Here is a 20,175-nt window from a genome sequence, read left to right as displayed (position 1 = left end):
CCGCTAGCATCGCGGGCCATCGAATCAACGCCAGGGAGACTGCGCTTGGTCCCGCGACGCCTTTACGCGGCCGGCTTGCTGCTGGCCGCTGCCCTCCCCGCCTTCGCCAGCGATCTGCTCGGCCCCGCCGAGCTCGCGCACGCGCAGCGGCTGCGCGAGGCCGCCTCGAGATCAGCGCTGGCCTACGAGCTCGTCGCCTCGCTGACCACCGAGGTCGGCCCGCGCCCCGCCGGCTCGGCCGGTGATGCGCGTGCGGTGGCCTGGGCCGTCGAACGGCTGACGACGCTCGGCTTCGCCAACGTGCGCGCCGAACCGGTGCCGATGAAGGCCTGGCAGCGCGGGCCGGCGCACGCGCACATCACGCAGCCCTTCCCGCAGCCGGTGATGATGGCCGCGCTCGGCAACTCGGTGGCCACGCCGCCCGAAGGCCTGCATGCGGAGATCGCCTACTACCCCGACCTCGCCGCGCTGCGCGCCGATGCCGGCGGCGAACGCGCCCGCGGCCGCATCGTCTTCATCGACGAGAAGACCGAGCGCACGCGCGACGGCGCGGGTTACGGCAAGGCCGTCGCCGCGCGCTCGATCGGCGCGATCGAAGCGGCCAGGCGCGGCGCGCTGGCGGTGGCGATCCGCTCGATCGGCACCGACCGCGACCGGCTGCCGCACACCGGCGCGATGCGCTACGACCCGGCGGTGCCGGCGATCCCCGCCGTCGCCGTCTCGGTGCCCGATGCCGAGCTGATCGCGCGCCTCGCGGCCCATCCGATGAGCGCGTCGCGGCCGCTGAAGATGCACCTGACGCTGCAGGCCGAAGGCGGCGTGCCGGTGACCACGCACAACGTGATCGCCGAAGTGCCCGGCACCGACCTCGCCGACGAGGTGGTGCTGATCGGCGCGCACCTCGACTCCTGGGACCTGGGCACCGGCGCGATCGACGACGGCGCCGGCGTCGGCATCGTGGTGGCCGCGGCGAAGGCGATCCTCGACGGCGGCGTGAAGCCGCGGCGCACGATCCGCGTCGTGCTGTTCGCCAACGAGGAGAACGGCTTCGACGGCGCGCTGGCCTACGCCGAGCGCTACAAGAACCAGCCGCACCAGCTGGTCGGCGAAAGCGACTTCGGCGCCGGCCCCGTGTGGCGGCTGCGCAGCCGCGTGCGGCCCGAAGCGCTGCCGGTGTGGCAGCAGATCGGCGCCGCGCTGGCGCCGCTGGGCATCGCCGCGGCCGACAACAACGGCTCGCCCGGCCCCGATGCCGGCGTGCTGCTGCGCCGCCGCGGCTGGCCGGCCATCGAGCTGACGCAGGACGGCAACGACTACTTCGACTGGCACCACACCGCCAACGACACCTTGGACAAGATCGATCCGAAGGCGCTGCCGCAGAACACCGCGGCGTGGGCGGTGGCGGCGTGGCTGGCCGCCCAGAGCCCGGTGCGCTTCGGCCCGCTGCCGCCCCCGCCGGCCCCACCCGCCGTCCTGGCGCCCGCGGCCCCCGCTTCCGCCGGGATAATCACCCGATGAACCCGCTGCTGCACCGGCTGCATCCCTACCCGTTCGAACGCCTGCGCGAGCTGACGCGCGACATCACGCCGGCCGCGCACCTGCCGCACATCGGCCTGGGCATCGGCGAACCGCGCCACCCGGCGCCCGAGCTGGTGAAGCAGGCGCTGATCGACGGCATGGCCGGCCTGTCGATCTACCCGCCGACGATCGGCGAGCCCGCGTTGCGCGAAGCGATCGTGCACTGGCTGCAGCGCCGCTACCGGCTGAGCCTCGACCCGGCGACGCAGATCCTGCCGTGCTCCGGTTCGCGCGAGGCGCTGTTCGCGCTGGCGCAGACGGTGGTCGATGCCTCCAAGCCCGGCGCGACCGTCGTCTGCCCCAATCCCTTCTACCAGATCTACGAGGGCGCCGCGCTGCTCGCCGGCGCCGACACCGCCTTCGCCAACAGCGACCCGGCGCGCAACTTCGCGGCCGACTGGAGCCAGATCGACGAGGCCACCTGGGCCCGCACGCAACTGCTCTACGTCTGCTCGCCCGGCAACCCGTCCGGCGCGGTGATGCCGCTGGCCGAGTGGCGGCGGCTGTTCGAACTGTCGGACCGCCACGGCTTCGTCATCGCCAGCGACGAGTGCTACTCGGAGATCTACTTCCGCGAAGAAGCGCCGCTGGGTGGGCTGGAAGCCGCCGCCGCGCTCGGCCGCGACGACTTCCGCAACCTGATCGCCTTCACCTCGCTGTCCAAGCGCTCGAACGTGCCGGGCATGCGCTCGGGCTTCGTCGCCGGCGATGCGCGGGTGATCAAGGCCTTCCTGCTCTACCGCACCTACCACGGCGCGGCGATGAGCCCGATGGTGCAGCGCGCGAGCATCGCCGCGTGGTCGGACGAAGCCCACGTGGTCGAGAACCGCGCGCTCTACCGGCAGAAATTCGCCGAGACGACGCCGGTGCTGGCCGACGCGCTCGACGTGCGCCTGCCCGATGCCGGCTTCTACCTGTGGGCGGGCGTTCCCGGCGGCAACGACATCGACTTCGCCCGCCGCCTGCTCGCTCAATACAATGTGACCGTCCTGCCCGGCAGCCTGCTGGCGCGCGATGCCCACGGCAGCAACCCCGGCCGCGGACGCATCCGGATGGCGCTGGTCGCCGGCACCGCCGAGTGCCTGGAAGCCGCGCATCGCATCGCCGAGTTCACCCGCAACTACGAGCCGCCGCACGCCCCCTCTTCCCCTTCGAGCACCTGCGCATGAGCCAACAACTGCAATCCATCATCGACCTGGCGTGGGAAGGCCGCGCCAGCCTGGGACCCGACACGCTGTCGCCGGAGATCCGCGAGGCGGTCAACACGGTCATCGCCGACCTCAACGCCGGCCGCCTGCGCGTGGCCGAACGCACCGGCGTCGGCCAGTGGGTCGTGCACCAGTGGATCAAGAAGGCGGTGCTGCTGAGCTTCCGGCTGGCCGACAACGTGCCGGTCAATGCCGGCGACCTGCACTTCTACGACAAGGTGCCGACCAAGTTCTCGCACGTCGAGCCGGCCGACCTGAAGGCCTCGGGCGTGCGCGTGGTGCCGCCGGCGGTCGCCCGTCGCGGCAGCTACCTCGGCAAAGGCGTCGTGCTGATGCCCAGCTACGTGAACATCGGCGCCTACGTCGACGACGGCACGATGGTCGACACCTGGGCCACCGTCGGCTCCTGCGCGCAGATCGGCAAGAACGTGCACCTGTCCGGCGGCGTGGGCATCGGCGGCGTGCTGGAGCCGCTGCAGGCCAACCCGACGATCATCGAGGACAACTGCTTCATCGGCGCGCGCTCCGAGGTCGTCGAGGGCGTGATCGTCGAGGAGAACTCGGTGCTCGGCATGGGCGTGTACCTCGGCCAGAGCACGCCGATCTTCAACCGCGAGACCGGCGAGTTCAGCTACGGCCGCGTGCCTTCGGGCAGCGTCGTCGTCAGCGGCAACCTGCCCAAGACCACCGCCGACGGCACGCCGTACAGCCTGTACGCGGCGATCATCGTCAAGCGCGTGGACGCGCAGACGCGCTCCAAGACCAGCATCAACGAGCTGCTGCGTCCGTAAGCACGGCGACGAACGGCGAGAACGGCAAAGGGGGATTCGGCATGAGCGGAAACATGGAGCGCGTGCTGCGCCTGATGAGCGAGCGCAACGCTTCGGACGTGTACCTCTCGGCCAACATGCCGATCCTCATCAAGATCCACGGCCAAGTGCTGCAGCTGTCCGACCAGATCCTGACGCCGCAGCAGCCGAAGGCACTGCTCAGCGAGCTGCTGACGCCCAAGCAGATGGAGGAGCTCGACGAAACCGGCGAGCTCAACATGGCGATCGGCCTCGAGAAGGTCGGCAGCTTCCGGATCTCGGCCTTCAAGCAGCGCGGCACGATCGCCGCGGTGTTCCGGCACATCCCGCACAACATCCCGTCGCTGGAGTCGCTGAACGTGCCGGAGCTGCTGTCGCAGCTGGTGATGGACAAGCGCGGGCTGATCCTGATGGTCGGCGCCACCGGCACCGGCAAGAGCTCGACGCTGGCCTCGATGCTCGAGATGCGCAACAAGGCGATGCCGGGGCACATCCTGACCATCGAGGACCCGATCGAGTTCCTGTTCAGCAGCAAGAAGTCGGTGGTCAACCAGCGCGAGGTCGGCCGCGACACCAGCTCGATGCAGGTCGCGCTGAAGAACGCGCTGCGCCAGGCCCCCGACGTGATCATGATCGGCGAGATCCGCGACCGCGAGACGATGACGCTGGCGCTGAGCTATGCGCTGTCGGGCCACCTGGTGCTGGCGACGCTGCATGCCAACAACAGCTACCACGCGCTGGGCCGGATCCTGTCGTTCTACACGCCGGAGGCGCGGCCGGTGCTGCTGTCCGACCTGTCGGCCGGCCTGCGCGCGATCTGCTCGCAGCGCCTGCTGCGTGCGGTGGCCGGCGGCCGGCTGCCGGCGGTGGAGATCATGCTGAACACCAAGCTGGTCGCCGAGATGATCGAGAAGGGCGACTTCCCCGGCGTCAAGGAAGCGATGGAGAAGTCGATGGCCGAAGGCTCGCAGACCTTCGAGCAGGACATCGCCCGCATGATCACCGAGGGCCTCGTCACGCGCGATGAAGGCCTGGCCTTCGCCGATTCGCCGACCAACCTGATGTGGCGGCTGCAGAACGATACGCAGCCCGTGTCACGCGCCGCGCCGAAGAAGGACGAGCCCGACACCGCCACCTACACCGAGTACACGATCGACGTGTACCCCGAAGGCGCACCGCCGCCGCGCAAGGTCGTGTTCGGCCCGGCCGGCGCCGCGCGTTGATTCCTATCTCCTGACATGAGCGACACCCTCCGCCTGCTCGAGGCGCTGATCGCGCGCCGCTCGGTCACGCCCGACGATGCGGGCTGCCAGGCACTGGTGCGCGAGCGCATCGAGCCGCTCGGCTTTCACTGCGAGACGCTGGCCTGCGGCCCCGATGATTTCCGCGTCACGAACCTCTGGGCCACGCACCGCGGCGCGCGGCCGGGCCCGACCGTCGTGTTCGCCGGCCACACCGACGTCGTGCCGACCGGCCCGCTGTCGCAATGGACCAGCGACCCCTTCGTGCCGACCCACCGCGACGGCAGGCTCTACGGCCGCGGCGCGGCGGACATGAAGACCTCGATCGCTGCGATGACCATCGCCGCCGAGCAGTTCGTGCGCGCCCATCCGCAGCATGCCGGCACGCTGGCGCTGCTGTTCACCAGCGACGAGGAAGGTCCGTCGGTCGACGGAACGGTGCGCGTGGTCGAGGCGCTGCAGCAGCGCGGCGTGAAGCTGGACTGCTGCATCGTCGGCGAACCGACCTCGGTCGAGACGCTGGGCGACACGATCAAGAACGGCCGCCGCGGCTCGCTGTCGGCCAGGCTCACCGTGCGCGGCGTGCAGGGCCATGTCGCCTACCCGCAGCTCGCACGCAATCCCATCCACCTGCTGGCGCCCGCGCTGGCCGAGCTGGCCGCGACCACCTGGGATGCCGGCAACGAACACTTCCCGCCGACCACCTGGCAGGTGTCGAACATCCATGGCGGCACCGGCGCGCTGAACGTGATCCCGGGCGACGTGGTGGTCGACTGCAACTGGCGCTTCTCGACCGAGTCGACGCCCGAATCGCTGAAGGCGCGCTTCGAGGCGATCCTGCAGCAGCACGGCCTCGACGTCGACATCGCCTGGACGCTCGGCGGCTCGCCCTTCCTGACGCGTCCGGGCACGCTCAGCGCCGCGCTGACGGCCGCGATCCTGGCCGAGACCGGCGTCACCACCACGCTGTCGACCACCGGCGGCACCAGCGACGGCCGCTTCATCGCGCGTCTCTGCGAGCAGGTGGTCGAGTTCGGCCCCATCAACGCGACGATCCACAAGATCGACGAGCACGTGCTGGTCGACGACGTCGAACGGCTGACGGCCATCTACCGCCGCACGCTCGAGGCGCTGATGACATGACGCTGATCGAGGTCATCGAAGCGATGAGCGCCCGCCTCGAATCGGCGGGCGTTTGTTTTGGGCATGGCACGACGAATGCCTTCGACGAAGCCGCGTGGCTGGTGCTGTGGCAGCTGAAGCTGCCGCTCGATGCGCTGGACGAGTTCGCCGAGCGCGGGCTGAGCGCAGACGAACTGCGCGACGTCGAAGCGCTGGTCGAACAGCGCATCGCGACGCGCCGCCCGGCCGCGTACCTCACCGGCGAAGCCTGGCTGCACGGCGTGCCGTTCACCGTCGACGAGCGGGTCATCGTGCCGCGCTCGCTGATCGCCGAAGTGATCGTGGACGGCACGGTCGACGCGTGGCTGAGCGACCGGACCACCCGGGTGCTGGATCTGTGCACCGGCAACGGCAGCCTCGCGGTGCTGGCCGCGATGGCCTGGCCGGACGTGGTGATCGATGCCGCCGACCTCAGCGCCGACGCGCTCGCTGTCGCGCGGCTCAACGTCGACCGCCATGATCTCGCCGCGCGCATCACGCTGCACCGCGGCGACGGCCTCGCCGCGGTCGCCGGCCGCCGCTACGACCTGATCCTGTGCAACCCGCCCTACGTCAACCGGCAGTCGATGAACGATCTGCCCGCCGAGTACCGCGCCGAGCCGGCGCTGGCGCTCGACGGTGGCGATGACGGCATGGACTTCATCCGCACGCTGCTGCACGATGCACCGGCCGCGATGACCGGCGACGACGCGGTGCTGGTGCTGGAGATCGGCCACGAGCGCGCCCATTTCGAACACGCGTTCCCGACGCTGGCCCCGGTGTGGCTGCCCACCAGCGCCGGCGACGACCAGGTGCTGCTGCTGACCCGCGCAGCCCTCGCTACTCTGAAGACACCATGATTTCGATCCGGAACGTGACCCTGCGCCGTGGCGCCAAGGTCGTGCTGCAGGACGCCAGCGTCACGCTGAATCCCGGCGAGAAGGTCGGCCTGATCGGCCGCAACGGCGCCGGCAAGTCCTCCCTCTTCTCGCTGCTCGCGAACCGCCTGCATGCCGACCTCGGCGACGTCGAGATGCCGCCGCGCTGGCGCATCGGCGAGGTCGCGCAGTCGATGCCGGAGACCGACCAGGCGGCGACCGACTTCGTGCTCGACGGCGACCTGCCGCTGGTCGAGGCGCGCGCGGTGCTCGCCGAGGCCGAAGCCTCGGGCGACGGCCATGCGATCGCCGACGCGCACATGCACCTCGAGCACGCCGGCGCCTTCGATGCCCGCTCACGCGCGCAGTCGCTGCTGCTGGGCCTGGGCTTCCGCGTCGACCAGCTCGACGCGCCGGTCGACAGCTTCTCCGGCGGCTGGCGCATGCGCCTGCAGCTGGCGCGCGCGCTGATGTGCCCGGCCGACCTGCTGCTGCTGGACGAGCCGACCAACCACCTGGACCTCGACGCGCTGGTCTGGCTGGAAGGCTGGCTCAAGCGCTACGCCGGGCTGCTGGTGATCATCAGCCACGACCGCGAGTTCCTCGACGCGGTGACCGGCGTCACGGTGCACCTCGATAACGCGTCGTTGACGCGGTACGGCGGCAACTACACCACCTTCGAGGAGATGCGCGCCGAGCGCCTCACGCAGCAGCAGGCCGCCTACGCGAAGCAGCAGGAGAAGATCGCCCACCTGCAGCACTTCATCGACCGCTTCAAGGCCAAGGCCACCAAGGCCAAGCAGGCGCAAAGCCGGGTCAAGGCGCTGGCCCGCATGGAGAAGCTGGCGCCGGTGCTCACCGCGAGCGACTTCGATTTCGAGTTCCGCGAGCCCGGCAACCTGCCGAACCCGATGCTGTCGATGCGCGACCTCGTCTGCGGCTACGGCAGTACCGCGATCGTGCGCAACGTCGAGCGCACCGTGCTCGCCGGCCAGCGCATCGGCATCCTCGGCGCCAACGGCCAGGGCAAGTCGACACTGGTGAAGACCATCGCCCACGCGCTGCCCCCGCTGGGCGGCACGCTGACCGAGGGAAAGGGCCTGGCGATCGGCTACTTCGCGCAGCAGGAACTCGACCTGCTGAGCGAAGACGACACGCCGCTGCAGCGCATGGTGCGGCTGGCGCGCGATGTGTCGCCCCCCAATGCCCAGGAAGCGCGAGAACAGGCGCTGCGCGACTTCCTCGGCCAGTTCCGCTTCACCGGCGACATGGTGCACCAGAAGGTCGGCACGCTCTCGGGCGGCGAACGCGCGCGGCTGGTGATGGCGACCATCGTCTGGCAGCGGCCGAACCTCTTGCTGCTGGACGAGCCGACCAACCACCTCGACCTGACGACGCGCGAGGCGCTGTCGATCGCGCTGAACGAGTTCGAGGGCACGGTGATGCTGGTGAGCCACGACCGCGCGCTGCTGCGCGAAGTGTGCGACGAGTTCTGGCTGGTCACCGCCGGCGGCGTCAAGCCCTTCGACGGTGACCTCGACGACTACCAGCGCTGGCTGCTGGACGTTTCACGCGCCGCGGCCAAGGGCCAGCCGGCGCCGCCGCTGCCGGGCACACCGAGCGCCGCGCCGGCGCCAGCGCCGGCCGGCGCTGCACCCAAGGCCACGTCCGCCACCGCTGCGCCGAAAGCCGCGCCCGCCGCCGACAGCAACCGCCGCGACGACCGCAAGCAGGCCGCGCAGAACCGCGCCGCGATCGCCAACCGCACGCGGCCGCTGCGGCTGGAAGTGCAGCAGATCGACGAGCGGCTCGAGAAGCTCGGCGCCGAGCGCGCCGAGCTCGAGGCGGCGCTGGCCACCGGCTCGCTGGCGGGCGCCGAGATCGCCGAGCACGGCCGGCGCCTGAACCACATCGCCGCCGAGACCGCGATGCTCGAAGAGCGCTGGCTCGAGCTGCAGAGCGAGATCGAGGCGATCAACGCGGCCGGCTGAATCTGCCGCGACGCGTCTTCGGCGCCCTGGCTGAGCGACACCTTCGACTGAACGGCTGATGCCTTGCGACAGTCGTGTCGCTACGATCGCGGCGATGAAGATCTTCTTGTCTTCCACGGCGCTGGACCTTGCCGAACACCGGCGAGTCGCGGACGACACCATGCTGCGACTACAGCAACAGTCGGTGGTGATGGAGCGCTTCGGGCCGCAGCCGGGTAGGCCGGTCGACGAGTGCGAACGGCTGGCGGCGGCGTGCGACGTGCTGGTGTGCATCGTCGCGCATCGCAACGGTTTCGAGCCCGAGGCCGGCCGCGGCAGCATCACGCGGCGGGAAGTCGAAGCAGCGCATGCAGCCGGCAAGGCGGTACTGGCCTGGATCGTCGACGACAAGCATCCGTGGACCGCGGCGAAGGAAACAGATCGCCTCAACGATCCGGCGACGCTGGCTGACCCGGCCAAGATCCAGGAAGTCGTCAAGGCGGTCAAGGCGCTCGGCGAGTTTAAAGAGTGGCTGCAGCAGCACGTCGTGTGCGAGTCCTTCACGACGCCCGACGACCTGGGCCGCAAGATCGCGACAGCGTTGCGCACGGCAGGCCCGAGCAGTGCGAGTGCTTCAGCGCCTCGTGTCGCGGAGATTCGCATCGTGCACGCGCTTCAGCCGGCGCCGCACTTCACCGGCCGTGATGCGCTGGTCGAGCGGCTGACAGCGTGGGCCGCGGACCTGGCCTCGCCGGACCGCGTGCATGCGCTGGTCGCCGCTGGTGGTACCGGGAAAACGGCGGTCATCGAACAGGTGGTGCGCCGCCTGCAGCCCGGGCTGGCTGGCGTGCTGGTCTGGTCGTTCTACGAGCGGCCGGACAGCGACGCCTTCCTGCGCGAGTGCGCGCACCTCTTTCTCGGCGAAGAGGACGGCCAGCCCGTCGGCGGCCGCCTCGAACGGCTGCAACGCGGCCTACGTGACGGTCGCCCGCACCTGATCGTGCTGGATGGGCTAGAGCGCGTGCAGGCCGAGGCGGGTGCCGGGCGCGTGCGCGGCGAACTGGAGGACCATCAAGTCAAGCTGCTGCTGCAATCGTTGGCTGCGGGGCTGGGTCGTGCGCGGGCGTTGGTGACTTCGCGATTCCCGCTCGTCGACCTGCAGGACTGGCAACGCAACGGATTTGCCAGCACGGCGCTGGACGACCTCGATGTCACGGCCGGACGCGCGCTACTGCGGAGTTGGAACGCGACCGGGACGGACGAACAACTCGACGCGGTGGTACGCCAGGTCGGCGGCCATGCGCTGTCGGTGGCAGTGATCGGCTCGTACCTGCAATCCTTCATCGCCGACGGGCGTGTGGAAGCAGTCACCGAATTCAATCTCGACGAGGTCACCGGCGACGATCCGAGGGCCGGCAAGCTCGCCCGCGTCCTCGCCTACTACGCCGAACGCCTTCCAGCTGAAGAACGGGACCTGCTCGTGCGCCTGTCGGTATTTCCGCGCGGCATCACGCTGGAGTTGCTGGGTACCCTGGTCGATGCCGGCGGTGCGGCGGCCGGCGTCCTGGTGAACGCGCGGACGCGCCTGTTGGCGCTGCTGCAGCGTCTGAAGCAGCGCGGGCTGGTGTTCAGCTACGACGGTGCGGACAACACGCTGACCTGGACCGCCCATCCGTTCCTGCGTGAGCGCTTCGCGACGCTGTTGGGCTGCTCGCCGGCGGAGGTGTTCGGAGTCGTCGCCAGCACGTTAGGCCGCGGTCTCGACAAGCGCCCTCACGTGAAGCCACGGGAGACCGCGATGCTCGATCGCTACGAGCAATTGATCGAGGCCATCCGCCTATCCGGTCGGGTAAGAGAAGCGTTCGATTTGTACTGGTTTGGTTTGGAGGGCTATGACCATCTTGGCAAGGTTCTCGGCGAGTTCGCCCGCGGCTACCGCATAGTGTCAGCGTTTGCTAGCCCGAACCATCCACAGCGTGTCGGCGACGAACGCCTTACCGAACGTGATCGGTTCGTTTGCGTCGCCGACCTGGCGCTCTGGTCGAGAAGGTTGGGACGGTTGAATGAGTCTTGGACTCTGCGTCAAGCCGACGATGAATACTGCGCACGCCAACGGGATGCAAAGGAAGCGTCGATCGGACTGCGCAACTCCAACGAAGTGGCGACCGCACTCGGCCTGCTGCCGGAGGCTGCGCTGCTGGCCGCAGAAGCGCTTGATCGAGCCGAACTTGCAGGGAACGTTGAACTCCGATTGAATTCGCTGTCTGCGCGCGCGACAACGTTCCATGCACTCGGCGACATTGACGCTGCAGAGAACAGTTTCGCAGCGGCCACTGAGCTTCAACACGGCGGTTTGATGCTGTATTCGCTGCGCGGGGCCCAACAAGCTCGGCATCGGCTCGACCTTGGGGACCTGCCACAAGCAAGGGCGTTGATCGACAGAGGCCGTCAGCGTGCAAGAAGCGGCGGCTGGAACATCGAGCTGCCCATGTGGGACAGCCTCCTGGCCAGACTCGCGCTGGCAGAACGCACCGACCCCCATGCCCACCTGACCGATGTCCGTGCATGGACGGCACGCACTGGTGACATGGAATTGATCATCACTGCCCACCAACTCGCCGCGCAGGATGCACTGAACCGCGGTGACCTCACCGGCGCGCTGGCCGAGGTCGAGGCCGGCATCCTGCAAGCGCGCACCTGCGGCTTCCGCCTGCTACTGATTGAGTTGCTGGTGCTCCTAGCCCGCATCCGCCTCGCATGGCCCGACGCGGCGGCCGCCGTCTCCGCCGCCCGCGAAGCACTCGACCTTGCGACGGCAAAGGAGTGCCAATACGCCTGGGGAGAAGCCGATGCCGCGCAGGTCTGGGGCGAGGCCTTCCACGCGCTGCGTCAGCCTGAACTCGCGCAGCGCGCGTTCCAGCAAGCACTGGCAGTGCGCGAACGCATCCGCCATCCTGACGCCCACGACACGCGTCGCTGGCTGGCCGGTGCCGAGTGAAGCGCCTTCAGTCCAGCCGCGTGCAGTCCACAACCAAGCCAGTAAGACGCTTCCATTCCTATCGTTTTAAATGAGCGTCTTCAGCGCCAAGCCGAGCGCGGCGTCGCGCGCAGGTGCAGCGTGATCGGCAGGTCGCGCAGCCAGCGATCCAGCAGCCCGCCGACGTCGAGCACCGGCCACGGCTTGTCGTCGCGCACCGAGGCCAGCCAAACCAGCACCTGCTCGCCTTCGCGCACCGGCAGGCGCGGGAAGGTGTTGGTCGCGGGCTCGGTCTCCAGCACCGCCAGCGGGGTCGCGCCGGCCGCGGCCACCTGCGGCAGCACGCCGTCGCGAAGGCGCGCCCGCAGCGCCTCGTCGGGCGGCGCGCGCAGCGGACAGATCGTGCAGACCACGCGGCCGCTGCCGAGCTTCGCCGGCGTCGGCACCGGCAGCGCGGGCTTCAGCAGCAGCACGTTGTCGGAATCGATCATCGTCGCGTTCGCCGCGCTGCGGTGCGCGTGCCACACCGGGCCGCCGTAGAAATCGGCGAGTGCCTGCGCGCGCTGCGGCATGCCGGCGAAGCCGCGCAGCCAGACGAAGCGGTCCGGATCGCCGAGGTCCTGGAACTGGCCAAGCAGCCGCATGCCGCAGTCCTGCTGCGGCATCAGCAGTTCACGCTCGAAGAGCTCGATCAGTTCGTCGCGCCGGCCCGGGTGCAGCGTGTACTGGCGCAGCTCGATCACCGGCGGCAGCACGGTCGTGGAAGTCAGCATGTCACTCTCCTGTGCAGGTTCATGGCCGGCGATGCTGCGCCGCCAAGCCTGCCACCGCATGTCAGTATTTGCGGCGACACTGGCGCCCGTTCCACGCCATACCGCACCCCGAATGCGCGCCAGCCGCCTGCTGACCCTCCTGATGCTGCTGCAGACCCGCGGCCGGCAGAGCGCGCCCGCGCTGGCGCGGCAGATGGAGGTGTCGGTGCGCACCGTCTACCGCGACATCGACCAGCTCAGTGCCGCCGGCGTGCCGGTGTGGGGCGAGCCCGGCCGCTCGGGCGGCTTCCAGCTGCGCGAAGGCTGGCGCACCCAGCTCACCGGGCTGACGGTGCCCGAAGCCCGCGCGATCTTCATGGCCGGCCTGCCGGGGCCGGCAGCCGAGCTCGGCCTCGGCGAAGCGATGGCCACCGCCCAGCTGAAGCTGCTGGCCGCGCTGCCGTCGGACTGGCAGGCCGATGCGCAGCAGGTGGCCGCGCGCTTCCACCTCGACCCGATCGACTGGTTCCGCAGCGCCGTGCCGCCGCTGCACCTGCAGGCGGTGGCCGAAGCCGTCTGGCATGCGCAGCGGCTGGCGATGCGCTACGAGAGCTGGAACGGCGTCAGCGAACGCGTGATCGAACCGCTCGGCGTGGTGCTGAAGGCCGGCACCTGGTACATGGCCGCGCGCAGCGCCCCCGATCCGGCCCGCGACGCCACGCGCGGCCGCGAGCCGCACGTCTACCGCCTGTCGGCGATCCTGTCGCTGCAAGCGCTGGATCAATTGTTCGAACGCCCGCGCGGCTTCGACCTCGCCGCGTGGTGGGCGCGCGAGACTGCCCGCTTCGAAGCCGGCGTCTACAGCGGCACCGCGCGTCTGCGGATCAACGAGGCCGGCTTCAAGACCGTGCAGGGCTTCAGCCCGGTGATCGCCGCTGCGGCGCTGGACAGCGCCGAGCCGAGCGCCACCCACGAAGGGTGCATCGAGGTCACGCTGCCGATCGAGTCGGTCGCGCACGCATCGCGCCAGCTGCTGCGCCTGGGCAACGATGGCGAGGTGCTCGCGCCGCCCGCGTTGCGCGAGGCGCTGGCGCAGACCTACCGCACGCTGGCGCTGCGCTACGCGGACTGATCGCCCGCATCGGCCACGCGCCACTGCAGGTTCAGCAGCGCCCCCACCTGCTCCAACAGCCGCCGGTGGTCGATCGGCTTCGGCAGGAAGACGTTGGCACCGGCGGCCAGGCTCGCGCGCTGGTGTTCGTTCGATGCGCTGGCCGACGCGGCGATGATCGGCACGCCCTGCGTATCGGGTCGTGCGCGCAGCAGGCGCGTCGCGGTCAGGCCGTCCATCACCGGCATCACGTTGTCCAGCACGATCAGGTCGGGCCGGCAGGCCTGCGCCCGCTCCAGGCCCTCCTGCCCGTTGCCGGCCTCGTCGACCTCGAAACCGAGCTGGCCGAGCAGGTCGGCGAGCACGATGCGGTTCACCGGCACGTCGTCGACGATCAGCACGCGCCGGCGCGGGCCGTCGTAGCCGATGATCGCCGGCGCCGGCGGCTCCGCCGGCTGCAGGTCCTCGAACACCGGCAGCTCCAGCTCGAAGGCGAAGCGGCTGCCCTGCCCCGGCACGCTGTGCACGTCGATCTCGCTGCCCATCAGCCGCACCAGTTGCCGGCTGATCGACAGGCCCAGGCCCGAGCCGCCGGCCCGGCGGTCGACATCGCCGGCCTGCTCGAAGGGCTGGAACAGGCGCTGCAGCTGGGCAGGCTCGATGCCCACGCCGGTATCGGCGATCTGAAAGCGCAGCCGAGCCTGGTCGCCGATGCGCTGCAGCACCTGCACCGCCAGGCTCACCTCGCCCTGGTCGGTGAACTTCACCGCATTGCCCAGCAGGTTCAACAGCACCTGGCGCAGGCGCTTGTCGTCGGCCACCGCGCCGCCCGGCAGGTCCGGTGCCGGCCGGAAGTGGAACAGCAGGCTCTTCTCCTCGGCCTTGACGCGGATGACGTCGGTGACGACCTTCAGCAGCTTTGGCAGGCTGAAGCGTTGCGGGTGCAGGTCGAGCTTGCCGGCCTCGATGCGCGACAGGTCGAGCACGTCGTTGATCAGCGTCAGCAGGTGCTCGCCGCTGCTCTGGATGATGCCGATGCCCTTGCGCTGCCGTTCGGTGGTGTCGGGGTCCAGCCGCAGCAGCTGCGCGAAGCCGAGGATGCCGTTGAGCGGCGTGCGCAGCTCGTGGCTCATCGAGGCGAGGAAGGCGCTCTTCGCGCGGTTCGCCACCTCGGCCTTGTCGCGCGCGGCCTCCAGCGCCGCGGTGCGCTCGCGCACCAGCTCCTCCAGGTGCTCGCGGTAGCGCGCCAGCTCCATCTCGCGCCGCCGCCGCTCGATCGCGATGCCGGCGATGTGCGTGGCCACGCTCAGCAGATGGATGTCGCGCGCGGCCGGGCTGCGCGGCTCGCGCTGGTACATCGCGAAGGTGCCGAGCACGGCCTCGCCGTGGAAGATCGGCGCCGACCAGCAGGCGCGGAAGCCGTGGTGCGCGATCAGCGGCAGGAACGGCTGCCAGCCGGGGTCGACGAGGATGTCGGGCACGATCACCGTCTCGCGACGGAACAGCGCCGTGCCGCAGGAGCCGACCAGCGGACCGATCTCGACCCCTTCGTGCGCCTTCAGGTACTCGGGCGGCATGTGCGGCCCGATCGCACCGGCGATGTGGCGGCCGTCGACGTCCAGCAGCACCAGCGTGCAGGTCAGGCCCGCCACCTGCGATTCCATCAGCAGCGCCAGCTCTTCCAGCGTCTGCAGCAGCGGCACGCCGCGCGCCATCATCTCCAACAGCCGCGTCTCGCCGTCGCGCAGCGCCTCGGCCTGCTTGCGCTCGCTGATGTCCACCAGGCTGATGCGCAGCACGCGCGGCTCCGGTCCGGGCACCGGCGCCATGCGCACTTCGCAGGGCAGCGTCGTGCCGTCGGCGCGGCGGCAGGTCCAGTCGATCGCCCCGCCCTCGCCGCGCGCCGCAGCCGCAAAGTGAGCGGCCGCGGCTTCGGCGGAGTCGCGGCCGTCGGGTTGCCGCGGCGGGCTCAGGTCGAGCAGCGACGCGGCCAGCAGCGTGTCCCGGTCCCGCCCGAACAGCGTGCAGGCGCTGCGGTTGGCATCGAGCACCCGGCCAGCGGCCGGATCGATCAGCAGGATGCCGTCGGGCGCATGCTCGACCAGCGCGTGGTACAGCGCATCCGGTGGCAGCGGCGCCGCCGGTGCTGCGGCGGGCGGTGGGGTGTGCATGGCGACAGTCTGCGCCTGACCGTCCGGCTTCGACCCTGCGCGCCGCAGGGTCTCGGAATTTAAATTGCACACAATTGAATTGCTCGCTACATTAACGGCCATGGCACGCAGGCATACCCCTTCAGAGCACGTCGGTCCGGATGACTGGCTGGCGCTCGACCGCCAGCTGTGCTTCGCGCTGTACTCGGCCTCGCTGGCGATGACCAAGACCTACAAGCCGCTGCTCGAACCGCTGGGCCTGACTTATCCGCAGTACCTCGTGATGCTGGTGCTGTGGGAAGGTGACGGCATCACCGTGTCGCAGCTCGGCGAACGCCTGACGCTCGATTCCGGCACGCTGACGCCGCTGCTCAAGCGCCTCGAAGCGCTCGGCCTGGTGCAGCGCCTGCGCGACACGGCCGACGAACGCCGCGTGCTGCTGCAGCTCACTGCCGCAGGCCGCAAGCTGAAGGCGCGCGCCGTCGCGGTGCCGCAAGGCATCGCCAGCGCCACCGCCTGCGACCTCACCGAGATCGGCGAGCTCGCGCAACGGCTGCGCGCGCTGCGCGAGCAGCTCGCCGCCGCCACCGCTTCCTCCACCCGGGCCGCCTGATCCGCGCGGTCCGACCTGTTCACCCCAGCCCAGAAAGGCACACCATGGCTCTCGACAAGGTCCTCTACACCGCCACCGCCACCGCCACCGGGGGCCGCACCGGCACCGCGAAGTCCTCGGACAACAAGCTCGAAGTCAACCTGTCGACGCCGCGCGAGCTCGGCGGCGCCGGCGGCGACGGCACGAACCCGGAGCAGCTGTTCGCGGCGGGCTACTCGGCCTGCTTCATCGGTGCGATGAAGGCCGTCGGCGCGGCGCAGAAGCTCAAGGTGCCGGACGACGTGTCGATCACCTCGGACGTCGGCATCGGCCCGATCCCCGGCGGCTTCGGCATCCAGGTCGCGATGAAGATCAGCCTGCCCGGCTTCGAGCGCTCGGCCGCCGAGGCGCTGGTCGCCGCCGCGCACAAGGTCTGCCCGTACTCGAACGCGACGCGCGGCAACATCGACGTCACGCTGACCGTCGTCTGACCGGCGCCGGCCGCTGACGCCCGAAAGGCGCGGCGGCCCGCCAGATCATCCCGGCGTCGCCAGCAGGCTCAGCATCAGGTCGATGCGCGCCTGCCACGGCGACGCCGTCGGCGCTGCCGGCAGCTTGTCGTCGAAGCTGCCCACCAGCGAACCGCCGGCGCAGCGCGAGCAGCGCCACACCGGCACGCCGGCGGTGACCGCGCGCCGCAGCGCCGGCTCCAGCGCCCGGTGCAGGCTGCCGTTGCCCGGCGCCGCCACCACGATGCCGTGCACGCCGGCGCCGACCAGCGCATCGACGATGAAGCCGTCCGAGGCGGCATGGCCGGAGATCACCTCCACCCGCGGCCACGAGCCGGGGTCGAAATTGATGCGCGCCAGCCCCAGCGCGCTGCCGACCGGCCACAGCCGGTGCCGCCGCAGCCGGCCTTCCTCGATGCGCGCGATCGGCCCGGCATCGCCGGACGAGAACGCATCGAGCCGATAGGTGTGCACCTTGCGCACGTCGTGCGCGCTGTGCACCAGGCCGCCGAACGCGACGACGACGCCGCAGGCGCCGGGTTCGCGCGCGACGGCCACCGCATCCAGCAGGTTCTGCGGCCCGTCGGCCTGCAGTGCGGTCGACGGCCGCATCGCGCCGGTCAGCACCACCGGCTTGGCCGGCGCCAGCACACGCTGCAGGAACCAGGCGGTCTCCTCCATCGTGTCGGTGCCGTGGGTGACGACGATGCCCACCACCTCCGGCCGCGCCAGGTGCAGCTCGATGCGCTGCGCCAGCCGCTGCCAGGTGGCGTAGTCCATGTCCTTGCTGTCGAGCTGCGCCACCTGCTCCAGCTCCAGCGGCGCCTCGCCCAGCTGCGGCACCGCGGCCACCAGCTCGTCGATGCCGCGCTGCGCGGCGGTGTAGCCGACGTTGTCGGCCGCGTTCTTCGCGGTGCCGGCGATCGTGCCGCCGGTACCCAGGATCACAACGGTGCTTGGCATCCCGCCCTCATCTGGATAAAAATACAGCCACTGGATGGATAAGCAGGTGGCCACCCTGCCGGCCCGCCGCCAGCGGCCAGCCGTCCACCCGCCGCAGCTTTCGGAGAACAACGCATGGAAGAAGGCCCGAAACTCACCCCGCGCCAGCAGCAGATTCTCGATCTCGTGCAGAGCGCGATCGAACGAAGCGGCGCCCCGCCCACCCGCGCCGAGATCGCTGCCGAGCTCGGCTTCCGCTCCGCCAACGCCGCCGAGGAACACCTGCAGGCCCTGGCCCGCAAGGGCGTCATCGAGCTCGTCGGCGGCACCTCGCGGGGCATCCGGCTGCGGTCGGACACCCTGCGGGCGCTGAACGAAGCGCGCGGCAAGCAATTCTCGCTGCCGTTGCCGAGCCTGGCGCAGCTGACGCTGCCGCTGGTCGGCCGCGTCGCCGCCGGCAGCCCGATCCTGGCGCAGGAACACGTCGACCAGACCTACGTCGTCGAGGCCAGCATGTTCCCGCGCCGGCCCGACTACCTGCTGAAGGTGCGCGGCATGAGCATGCGCGACGCCGGCATCCTCGACGGCGACCTGCTCGCGGTGCAGCGCACGCAGGAGGCGAAGAACGGCCAGATCGTCGTCGCGCGCCTGGGCGACGACGTCACCGTCAAGCGCCTGCGCCGCACCAAGACCGGCATCGAACTGCTGGCCGAGAACCCCGATTACGCCACCATCGTCGTGCCGCCGGGCGCCGAGTTCCAGCTCGAGGGCGTGGCCGTCGGGCTGATCCGCAACACGATGCTGATGTGATGGCCAGCGCCGCCCCGGACACCCTCGCGCGCCGGCCGCTGGTGAAGTCTCCGAAGGCCGCCAGCGCGGCCGAATGCCAGCAGCTCGAGCAGTTGCCGAACATCGGCCCGTCGATGGCCGCCGACCTGCGCGCCCTGGGCATCGTGCACCCGCGCGAGCTGGCGCACCGCGATGCCTTCGTGCTGTACCAGGCGCTGTGCGCACACACCGGCAAGCGCCAGGACCCCTGCGTGCTCGACACCTTCATGGCCGCCACCGACTTCATGCGCGGCGCCGAGCCCGCGCCGTGGTGGGCCTACACCGCGCAGCGCAAGCTGCTGTACGGAGCGGTCTAGCGCCTGCACCGGCGCCTTCCCCGGCGCTTCGCCGGCCCCTGCCGCCCATTCGTCGAACAGGCGCCCTTTGCGGCGCCTGTTTGTCTTTTTTGCAGTCGGTGCGGCACCGAACAATTGGCTACAGACCCTCGCTTCGCTGGTCGATATCAAGCCCATGAACACGCTGCACCGCCTCCTGCCCCGCTGGGCGACCCGTCCCGGGTCGGCTCGCGACAGCCGGCTGTCCAGCACGCTGCAAAGCCGCGTCGAGGTCTGCCCGCCCGCGTTGTGGCCCTCGTCGCTGACGCTGTGGGGCCGCGCGAAGCGCTGGCTCGACCGCTCGCCCTGGACGCCGGCCGAACATCGCCCCGTCAACCGGCTGGCGCTGGTGAAGGACGAGTTCCGGGCCAGCCTGGGCGATCTGCCGTTCGCTGACGGCCAGGCGCTGGCCGAGCGCATCGAACGTGCCCGCTCGCTGCGCGAGCTGTGGCACCTGCGCTCGACGCTCTACGGCCTGCTGGCCCAGGCGCTCAGCCAGGCGGAAGCCGAAGCGCGCATGCTGCGCCTGAACCGCCACTTCCCGGTGCGTGCGCCGCGCCAGGGGACGGCGAGCCAGATCGTCTGAACAGGACGGACGGATGTCCCGCCTGTCGACCTCCCCGTGGATGGCGCCGACGGCGCCGATCGCACCACGCCACTTCACCGCGATGCCCGCCGCGGACACCTCGCCGGTGTCGGCCGCCTCGTTGCCCGGACAGCGCCGCGCGCGCATCGCGGCGCGCCGCGCCTTCGTCGAGCTGAAGCAGCGCTTCATCGACGCGGTCGCCGGCATCGACGGCAGCCGCGGCCGCTGGCTGCGCCACCAGGTGCGGCAGAGCGAAGCGCCGGTCGACCTCTGGCTGCTGCGCGGCGCGGTGTTCGACGCGCTGCGTGCGGCCGATCCCGACCCCACCACCCGCCATGCGCTGCACCAGGCGCTGGACAGCAGCTTCCCGGCGATGGCCTTCCCGGGCCACTGATCGCCGGCGCCGCGGCGTGCGGCGATCATTGGCCCCCACGTCGCTTCGCTCCTGCCCCCCAAGGGGGCGCGAGCCGCCTTGGGGCGGCCCGGCGGCCGTCATGAGGCCCCCACGTCGCTTCGCTCCTGCCCCCCAAGGGGGCGCGAGCCGCCTT

General features: G+C 70.6%; 18 protein-coding genes. 15 read left to right on the top strand and 3 right to left on the bottom strand.

Features of this window, described 5'->3' with window-relative positions; genetic code table 11:
* Positions 1-45 precede the first annotated feature (45 nt).
* From P1K89_RS12945 to P1K89_RS12910, 8 genes are all read left to right on the top strand, one after another.
* Positions 46-1,518: a M20/M25/M40 family metallo-hydrolase gene (locus P1K89_RS12945; protein ID WP_284616868.1), complete on the top strand. Its 1,473-nt coding sequence runs from the start codon at positions 46-48 to the stop codon at positions 1,516-1,518.
* Positions 1,515-2,747 carry a succinyldiaminopimelate transaminase gene (dapC, locus tag P1K89_RS12940; protein WP_284616867.1) on the top strand — a complete coding sequence of 411 codons (1,233 nt, stop codon included), beginning with the start codon at positions 1,515-1,517 and terminating at the stop codon, positions 2,745-2,747. The genes P1K89_RS12945 and dapC overlap by 4 nt, the downstream gene beginning before the upstream one ends.
* Entirely contained in the window at positions 2,744-3,577 is an 834-nt protein-coding gene (dapD, locus tag P1K89_RS12935) for a 2,3,4,5-tetrahydropyridine-2,6-dicarboxylate N-succinyltransferase (RefSeq protein ID WP_284616866.1), read from the top strand. The genes dapC and dapD overlap by 4 nt, the downstream gene beginning before the upstream one ends.
* A gap of 41 nt (positions 3,578-3,618) precedes the next feature.
* On the top strand, positions 3,619-4,818 hold the full coding sequence (locus P1K89_RS12930; RefSeq protein WP_284616865.1) for a PilT/PilU family type 4a pilus ATPase: 1,200 nt from the start codon (positions 3,619-3,621) through the stop codon (positions 4,816-4,818).
* A 15-nt stretch (positions 4,819-4,833) separates the two neighbouring features.
* Positions 4,834-5,979, top strand: a complete 1,146-nt coding sequence (gene dapE, locus P1K89_RS12925) for a succinyl-diaminopimelate desuccinylase (protein WP_284616863.1) — start codon at positions 4,834-4,836, stop codon at positions 5,977-5,979.
* The gene (gene prmB, locus P1K89_RS12920; protein ID WP_284616862.1) at positions 5,976-6,857 is read left to right on the top strand and encodes a 50S ribosomal protein L3 N(5)-glutamine methyltransferase; all 882 of its coding nucleotides are present in this window, start codon (positions 5,976-5,978) and stop codon (positions 6,855-6,857) included. Before dapE ends, prmB begins: the two co-directional genes overlap by 4 nt.
* On the top strand, positions 6,854-8,866 hold the full coding sequence (locus P1K89_RS12915; RefSeq protein ID WP_284616861.1) for an ABC-F family ATP-binding cassette domain-containing protein: 2,013 nt from the start codon (positions 6,854-6,856) through the stop codon (positions 8,864-8,866). The genes prmB and P1K89_RS12915 overlap by 4 nt, the downstream gene beginning before the upstream one ends.
* Before the next feature lie 94 nt (positions 8,867-8,960).
* On the top strand, positions 8,961-11,843 hold the full coding sequence (locus P1K89_RS12910) for a DUF4062 domain-containing protein (protein WP_284616860.1): 2,883 nt from the start codon (positions 8,961-8,963) through the stop codon (positions 11,841-11,843).
* 80 nt (positions 11,844-11,923) lie between these two features.
* Here the strand turns inward: P1K89_RS12910 and P1K89_RS12905 are convergent, their stop codons facing one another.
* A complete protein-coding gene (locus tag P1K89_RS12905) occupies positions 11,924-12,595 on the bottom strand; it encodes an NIPSNAP family protein (RefSeq protein WP_284616859.1) in 672 nt (223 codons plus the stop codon).
* A gap of 112 nt (positions 12,596-12,707) precedes the next feature.
* Between P1K89_RS12905 and P1K89_RS12900 the strand changes: the two genes are divergently transcribed.
* Positions 12,708-13,706, top strand: a complete 999-nt coding sequence (locus tag P1K89_RS12900) for a helix-turn-helix transcriptional regulator (RefSeq protein WP_284616858.1) — start codon at positions 12,708-12,710, stop codon at positions 13,704-13,706.
* On the opposite strand, the gene P1K89_RS12895 is transcribed toward P1K89_RS12900, so the two are convergent.
* Complete coding sequence (locus P1K89_RS12895) at positions 13,694-15,856, bottom strand: ATP-binding protein (RefSeq protein ID WP_284616857.1); 2,163 nt, start codon at positions 15,854-15,856, stop codon at positions 13,694-13,696. The genes P1K89_RS12900 and P1K89_RS12895 overlap by 13 nt on opposite strands.
* Before the next feature lie 100 nt (positions 15,857-15,956).
* Between P1K89_RS12895 and P1K89_RS12890 the strand changes: the two genes are divergently transcribed.
* Positions 15,957-16,448 (top strand): MarR family winged helix-turn-helix transcriptional regulator, encoded by a 492-nt coding sequence (locus P1K89_RS12890; protein ID WP_284616856.1) that lies wholly within the window; start codon positions 15,957-15,959, stop codon positions 16,446-16,448.
* A gap of 44 nt (positions 16,449-16,492) precedes the next feature.
* Positions 16,493-16,918, top strand: a complete 426-nt coding sequence (locus tag P1K89_RS12885; RefSeq protein ID WP_284616855.1) for an organic hydroperoxide resistance protein — start codon at positions 16,493-16,495, stop codon at positions 16,916-16,918.
* Between the two features lie 45 nt (positions 16,919-16,963).
* On the opposite strand, the gene P1K89_RS12880 is transcribed toward P1K89_RS12885, so the two are convergent.
* Positions 16,964-17,899: an asparaginase gene (locus P1K89_RS12880; protein ID WP_284616854.1), complete on the bottom strand. Its 936-nt coding sequence runs from the start codon at positions 17,897-17,899 to the stop codon at positions 16,964-16,966.
* 114 nt (positions 17,900-18,013) lie between these two features.
* Here P1K89_RS12880 and lexA point away from each other — a divergent pair, with 114 nt between their 5' ends.
* The 4 genes from lexA (at position 18,014) to P1K89_RS12860 (ending at position 20,021) form a co-directional block, all read left to right on the top strand.
* The gene (lexA, locus tag P1K89_RS12875; RefSeq protein ID WP_284616853.1) at positions 18,014-18,688 is read left to right on the top strand and encodes a transcriptional repressor LexA; all 675 of its coding nucleotides are present in this window, start codon (positions 18,014-18,016) and stop codon (positions 18,686-18,688) included.
* Complete coding sequence (locus P1K89_RS12870; RefSeq protein ID WP_284616852.1) at positions 18,688-19,023, top strand: helix-hairpin-helix domain-containing protein; 336 nt, start codon at positions 18,688-18,690, stop codon at positions 19,021-19,023. Before lexA ends, P1K89_RS12870 begins: the two co-directional genes overlap by 1 nt.
* A gap of 154 nt (positions 19,024-19,177) precedes the next feature.
* Positions 19,178-19,627, top strand: coding sequence for a hypothetical protein (locus P1K89_RS12865; protein WP_284616851.1), 450 nt, complete (start codon positions 19,178-19,180; stop codon positions 19,625-19,627).
* A 13-nt stretch (positions 19,628-19,640) separates the two neighbouring features.
* A complete protein-coding gene (locus P1K89_RS12860) occupies positions 19,641-20,021 on the top strand; it encodes a hypothetical protein (protein WP_284616850.1) in 381 nt (126 codons plus the stop codon).
* The last annotated feature ends 154 nt before the right edge of the window (positions 20,022-20,175 follow it).

Source organism: Aquabacterium humicola (assembly GCF_030167915.1).
Classification (GTDB): Bacteria; Pseudomonadota; Gammaproteobacteria; order Burkholderiales; family Burkholderiaceae_C; genus Pseudaquabacterium; species Pseudaquabacterium humicola.
This window is presented reverse-complemented; position numbering and strand designations above follow the sequence as displayed.

What these genes read in the sequence shown, in the direction of transcription:
- P1K89_RS12870 (WP_284616852.1), top strand. Translation starts at nt 18,688, where the DNA reads ATGGCCAGCGCCGCCCCGGACACCCTCGCGCGCCGGCCGCTGGTGAAG.
- dapD (WP_284616866.1), top strand. Translation starts at nt 2,744, where the DNA reads ATGAGCCAACAACTGCAATCCATCATCGACCTGGCGTGGGAAGGCCGC.
- P1K89_RS12860 (WP_284616850.1), top strand. Translation starts at nt 19,641, where the DNA reads ATGTCCCGCCTGTCGACCTCCCCGTGGATGGCGCCGACGGCGCCGATC.
- P1K89_RS12930 (WP_284616865.1), top strand. Translation starts at nt 3,619, where the DNA reads ATGAGCGGAAACATGGAGCGCGTGCTGCGCCTGATGAGCGAGCGCAAC.
- P1K89_RS12915 (WP_284616861.1), top strand. Translation starts at nt 6,854, where the DNA reads ATGATTTCGATCCGGAACGTGACCCTGCGCCGTGGCGCCAAGGTCGTG.
- dapE (WP_284616863.1), top strand. Translation starts at nt 4,834, where the DNA reads ATGAGCGACACCCTCCGCCTGCTCGAGGCGCTGATCGCGCGCCGCTCG.
- dapC (WP_284616867.1), top strand. Translation starts at nt 1,515, where the DNA reads ATGAACCCGCTGCTGCACCGGCTGCATCCCTACCCGTTCGAACGCCTG.
- P1K89_RS12865 (WP_284616851.1), top strand. Translation starts at nt 19,178, where the DNA reads ATGAACACGCTGCACCGCCTCCTGCCCCGCTGGGCGACCCGTCCCGGG.
- P1K89_RS12895 (WP_284616857.1), bottom strand. Translation starts at nt 15,856, where the DNA reads ATGCACACCCCACCGCCCGCCGCAGCACCGGCGGCGCCGCTGCCACCG.
- P1K89_RS12905 (WP_284616859.1), bottom strand. Translation starts at nt 12,595, where the DNA reads ATGCTGACTTCCACGACCGTGCTGCCGCCGGTGATCGAGCTGCGCCAG.
- lexA (WP_284616853.1), top strand. Translation starts at nt 18,014, where the DNA reads ATGGAAGAAGGCCCGAAACTCACCCCGCGCCAGCAGCAGATTCTCGAT.
- P1K89_RS12890 (WP_284616856.1), top strand. Translation starts at nt 15,957, where the DNA reads ATGGCACGCAGGCATACCCCTTCAGAGCACGTCGGTCCGGATGACTGG.
- prmB (WP_284616862.1), top strand. Translation starts at nt 5,976, where the DNA reads ATGACGCTGATCGAGGTCATCGAAGCGATGAGCGCCCGCCTCGAATCG.
- P1K89_RS12880 (WP_284616854.1), bottom strand. Translation starts at nt 17,899, where the DNA reads ATGCCAAGCACCGTTGTGATCCTGGGTACCGGCGGCACGATCGCCGGC.
- P1K89_RS12900 (WP_284616858.1), top strand. Translation starts at nt 12,708, where the DNA reads ATGCGCGCCAGCCGCCTGCTGACCCTCCTGATGCTGCTGCAGACCCGC.
- P1K89_RS12885 (WP_284616855.1), top strand. Translation starts at nt 16,493, where the DNA reads ATGGCTCTCGACAAGGTCCTCTACACCGCCACCGCCACCGCCACCGGG.
- P1K89_RS12910 (WP_284616860.1), top strand. Translation starts at nt 8,961, where the DNA reads ATGAAGATCTTCTTGTCTTCCACGGCGCTGGACCTTGCCGAACACCGG.